Origin of the sequence: Kitasatospora sp. NPDC059648 (assembly GCF_042734825.1) — a bacterium.
Classification (GTDB): Bacteria; Actinomycetota; Actinomycetes; order Streptomycetales; family Streptomycetaceae; genus Kitasatospora.
Window position 1 is genome coordinate 1 of record NZ_JBHWDU010000185.1, and the last position, 4,587, is coordinate 4,587.

Here is a 4,587-nt window from a genome sequence, read left to right on the forward strand (position 1 = left end):
ACCTGCTACCGGGCACTCCGGTGTCTACCCGGACGGGACTCCCACCCGTAAGCCTGGACCAGCTTTCAGGACGCAACATGCCCCCGATCCTACGGGCCGCCCCGACCGGCCTGTCCCCTGGCGTGGTGAACTGATGTCACATCAGAATGAGTGGCTTTGGCCGACGGACGGAAGGCGGCAACGACCATGGCGGTCCTGACAGTCAGCACAGTGGTGGAGGCTCCCGCGGAGCGGGTGTGGGAGCTGGTCGGGGACTTCCACGCCCTCGGCGACTGGCACCCCCACCTGCCGCCCAGCCGACTCGGCAACGGGCCCGAGGGCCACGCGATCGGCTCCGTCCGGGTCTTCGAGCTGCCCGACGGCGTCGTCCTGCACGAGACGCTGCTCGCCTACGACGCCGAGGCCCGCAGCTACACCTACAGCTTCCCCGACGGCACCTTCCACTTCGACGGCTACCGCGCCACCCTGCGGGTCACCCCGGTGACCGAACTGGCCGCCAGCTTCGTGGAGTGGAGCGTCAGGTACGACATCGAGGCCGAACACCGCAAGGACTCCACCGAACGCGTCCACGGCGTCTTCACCACCGGCCTCGCCGGCCTGCGCGAGCGCTTCGCGAGCTGAGCGGGCGGGGGCGGGTCGGCGAGCTGAGCGGGCCGAGCGGGTCCGGCGGGTGCTCGCCCCGCCGGACCCGCTCGGCGTTCCCATCGCCGTCGACGAACACCTGCTGATCTCGAAGGTCCGATGCCCTGCCAGGGTCCGAACCCGTGACGGAAAGGGCCCAGAAGCAGTACGAAGCGATGCGTGGACACTTCCACCGGGCCGCCGAACAGCACGGAATTCACACTCGCCCCCGCCCAGGAACTCCCGGTCGAGCGACTCAGCCGACTGGCCGGCGAACTGGCCCACCCGGCCTGGCGGCTGCGCCGCACGCCGCGACACCTCTACACCCCGCCCCGGCCGTCGGAAGCGGGTGAGGTCGTCGCCCACCACCGTGAGCTGCCGGCCCGGGCCGTCCGCGACGACCACGTGTGGTTCGGCTTCCAGGAGTTGTGCGAGGGCCGCACCTCCGTCACGGACTACCTAGCAGCCGCCGACCGCTTCCCCACCGTCGTCCTGGACGCCGTCCCACCGCTCACCGACGCGTCCCCCGACGGCCGCCGCACGCCAACCTGGTCGACGTCTGCTGCGACCGCGACATCCGCCTGATCCTCATCGGCGCCGACCCCCTCGCCGTCCTCCCCACCGACTCGACCCTCATGCGCGACGTCGACCGCACCGCCAGCCGCCTCGCCCTCCTCCGCCGGCCGGCCCGGGAGGCGGCCGCCCACTGAGCGGCGGACGCCGGCCTCATGCATCCGCACCAGGGCGAGGTGGTCATTGTTCAGCATCACCTGAGCCAGCCGGGCCGCGGCGTTGACCACCACGGGCCAGCCCGGGTCGTCCAGGAAGACCTCGTCGGGGGAACAGCCACCGACCGCGTCCTGCACCGCGCTGTAGGCGGCGCCGAGGCGCGCCATCAGCTCGACCTCCTCCTCGGTGCGAAGGCTCCCGCCCAGGAAGCGCGCGGGCTCGTGCGCATCGCAGAAGTCGTCGAAGAGCACGTGCACGGTGTAGTCGAGATCCTCGAACTCGTCCCGGTCGAGCCATACTTCCCGCTGCCAGGTCGGGCTGGCCAGGGCCACGACCGCCGGGACGACATGGAGCCGGAAGTTCGGGAGGGCGATGCCGTGATCAATCACGGGCAGAGACTACTGATCGCACTACCGGCCGGGCGCCCCTGACCTCAGACAACCAGCGGGAACCAGCCCGCCACCGAGGCAGCTGCGGCCAGCCATCCGAGAGCGACCGCCGTCCGGCCGCACTCAGGCCCCCGGGCCTGTTGGAACGCGGCGATCAGGGTGGCGACCGCCGCGACCGGCATGAAGAGGTAGGCGAGGTACCAGAACCAGCCGTCCAAGGGCAGCACCGCAAGGAATCCGGTGATCAGTAGCGGCACCCATACGGCGGCGACGGTGAAACCCGCCGCCGCACAGGCGACCCGGAAGCGGTCCTCGCGACGGCAGCAGACCGGCACCGTACAGACGACGGCGGTCAGCAGCCCGACCGCGGACAGAAGAACGAGCCGCAAACTGACCCCGTACGCCCCGGCGATGAGCACCAGCGGCACCCCGAACACCGCACACGCCATACCGGCCAACCACCGCGCACTTGCGGGAACCGCGGCCACCCGCCACCTCCTTTGAACGCGTTCAAATGCAGCACGCGGGGGCGGTGCGATCAGGTGGATTCGGACTCGCGGACGGCGGCGAGCACACGTTGGCGGACCGCAGCGGAGGCGTCAGGCGGCCGACGCGCCAACTCCGTTTCCAGGCACTGCCGTTCGGCACGCAGGAGGCGGCCGACCGGCGCGCGGGAACAGTGCCGGAACCACCAGTCGCGGAAGCGGTAGGTCACGCCGGCCCCCTTCACCGGTGTTCGCCCAGCTGATACGCAACTCCCAGTCACCGAAGGGGAGGGCGAGGTACGGGTTCACGGCGAGGTGGCGAATGACGCTGCGTTCGGCACAGGGGCCGGTGAGGGCGCGCTCCAGGATCTCGCGCTGGAGCGGGGACATCGGGCGGAAGCAGATCGAGTTCCAGAGGGATACAAGGCCGTCGGGGCTGAGGGTGCGGACCGACGGGGGCCTCACCCCGGGGACTTCGACGCGGATCTCGTGGTCGGCCCTCACGCGGCCACCTCGCCCCAGACGATCTTGCCCACGGGTCGGCGCGGGGAGCAGCCCCAGCGCTTGGTGAGGGAGTCGACGAGGTGGAGCCCTCGCCCGGTCTCGCCGTCGAGACCGGGCGAGGAGAGGGCGGGGCGGCGGTCACCCCGGGCGTCGTGGACCTCGATACGGAGGCGGGTGGGGTCGACGTCGAGTGCGAAGTAGATGAGGTGGCCGATCGGGGTGCCGTGCAGGACGGCGTTGGTGACGAACTCGGTGGTGACGACGAGCCCGGAGTCGAGGAAGCGGTCCCCGTTCGGGGTGGAGGAGAGGAGGACGGAGAGCCGATGGCGGGCGATCGCGGGCGAGCGGCGGCTGCGCGGGAGCCAGATGGCGGAGGAGTTTCGAGACATGGCGAAGTCACTTTCCAGAGAAGGGTTGAAGCCATGCGACGACCGGGCGAAGGCAAGGAAATGCCCGGCAGTAGATCCGCTCCGATCACTCAGGAAACTCGAAGGGCTACTCGCTGTAGCATGTGCTGCGATAGCTTCGTTGCGCAAGCGCATCGTCGCGCAATTGCGCAGAGCCGCAAGACTCTTGTGATCAATTGGGGAGGTGGCAGACTGTGACTCGACGTCAACCAAGAGGGAGCGACGAGCATGGACAGTCCAACCGTGCTGCGCCGTAGGCTTGGCTCCGAGCTGCGACGATTGCGCGATCGGGCTGGGCTTCAGGCCAAGGCCGTTGCGGACGAGCTCGGGTTCAGCGCGACAAAGGTGTCGCGGATCGAGTCCGGTCAGACGACGCTGAAGGAATCCGACGTTCGCGCGATGCTCGAACTGTACGGCGTCAGCGACGAGGCCGAACTGCGCCAGTTCATCTCTCTGACCCGCCGCAGTACGCAACGCGGCTGGTGGCACGACTACGGCGACACACTGCCGGATTGGTTCCAGACCTACGTCGGTCTGGAGGCTGACGCTGCACGAATCCGGTCACACGAGACAGAGTTGATTCCCGGGCTGTTTCAGACGCCCGACTACTCTCGTGCAATCTTCCGTGCCTCCCTCGCCGGACAGGACGGCGACATAGAGGGCACGATCGGTCGACGGTCGCGGCTCAGGATGCAGCGACAGGAGATTCTCCGCCGACCGAACCCACCCGAGATCCACGCGGTTCTCAACGAGGCCGCGTTGATCCGCCCGGTCGGAAGCCCCGGCGTCATGCACGAGCAGATCCTGCATCTGTTGAAGCTCGCAGCAGAGCCCAGCATCTCCATCCAGGTACTGCCACTCAGCGCCGGTGCTCACGCAGCGATGAGCATGCCGTTCCACCTTCTCTCCTTCGCGGACGTGCCGGGTCAGATCGTTTATGTCGAAGCACTGACCAGCAGCCTCTACTTGGAGCGGGAATCCGACATCGCGCGCCACGAGTTCGTCTTCGAGCAACTGGCCAAGACCGCGATGACTCCCCAGGATTCCGCTGCGTGGATGAATCAGCTACTGAAGGAGAGATATCGAAATGACAGCTGACCTGACATGGCGCAAGAGCAGCTACAGCGGCGGCGAAGGCGGCAACTGCATCGAGGTCGCCTCGACACTCCCGATCGCCAGGCGCAAGTCCAGCGCCAGCAATCCGAATGACAACTGCGTCGAAGTAGCCGACGGCATCACCGGTCTCATCCCGGTCCGCGACAGCAAGGACCCCCACGGCCCGGCCCTCGGCTTCTCCCCTGCGGCCTGGCGGGCCTTCGTCGCCGGCATCCGGGCCGGCGACTTCCCGACCGCCCCCTGACGCAAGCCACGGGCGGCCCCCCCCCCCCCCCCGGGGGCGGGGGGGTTTAAAAAAAGAAGCAGCCGGCGCAGGGAAGAGTGTTTTTAAAGGGG

Annotated in this window: 7 protein-coding genes; 5 read left to right on the plus strand and 2 right to left on the minus strand. The window is 68.6% G+C overall.

The genetic code is table 11. The features are described from left to right. The first annotated feature begins 186 nt into the window (after positions 1-186). From ACFV1W_RS40070 to ACFV1W_RS40080, 3 genes are all read left to right on the plus strand, one after another. The gene (locus ACFV1W_RS40070; protein ID WP_380422452.1) at positions 187-621 is read left to right on the plus strand and encodes an SRPBCC family protein; all 435 of its coding nucleotides are present in this window, start codon (positions 187-189) and stop codon (positions 619-621) included. A gap of 180 nt (positions 622-801) precedes the next feature. Continuing rightward, positions 802-1,206, plus strand: a complete 405-nt coding sequence (gene zapE, locus ACFV1W_RS40075) for an AFG1/ZapE family ATPase (protein WP_380422454.1) — start codon at positions 802-804, stop codon at positions 1,204-1,206. Positions 1,207-1,349: 143 nt separating this feature from the next. After that, complete coding sequence (locus ACFV1W_RS40080; protein WP_380422456.1) at positions 1,350-1,781, plus strand: hypothetical protein; 432 nt, start codon at positions 1,350-1,352, stop codon at positions 1,779-1,781. Between the two features lie 2 nt (positions 1,782-1,783). Here the strand turns inward: ACFV1W_RS40080 and ACFV1W_RS40085 are convergent, their stop codons facing one another. After that, positions 1,784-2,188: a hypothetical protein gene (locus ACFV1W_RS40085; RefSeq protein WP_380422457.1), complete on the minus strand. Its 405-nt coding sequence runs from the start codon at positions 2,186-2,188 to the stop codon at positions 1,784-1,786. Between the two features lie 536 nt (positions 2,189-2,724). Then, positions 2,725-3,117 carry an ATP-binding protein gene (locus tag ACFV1W_RS40090; protein WP_380422459.1) on the minus strand — a complete coding sequence of 131 codons (393 nt, stop codon included), beginning with the start codon at positions 3,115-3,117 and terminating at the stop codon, positions 2,725-2,727. Positions 3,118-3,363: 246 nt separating this feature from the next. Between ACFV1W_RS40090 and ACFV1W_RS40095 the strand changes: the two genes are divergently transcribed. Continuing rightward, on the plus strand, positions 3,364-4,233 hold the full coding sequence (locus ACFV1W_RS40095) for a helix-turn-helix transcriptional regulator (protein ID WP_355205195.1): 870 nt from the start codon (positions 3,364-3,366) through the stop codon (positions 4,231-4,233). Next, complete coding sequence (locus tag ACFV1W_RS40100; protein ID WP_380422461.1) at positions 4,223-4,495, plus strand: DUF397 domain-containing protein; 273 nt, start codon at positions 4,223-4,225, stop codon at positions 4,493-4,495. Before ACFV1W_RS40095 ends, ACFV1W_RS40100 begins: the two co-directional genes overlap by 11 nt. Positions 4,496-4,587 lie beyond the last annotated feature (92 nt).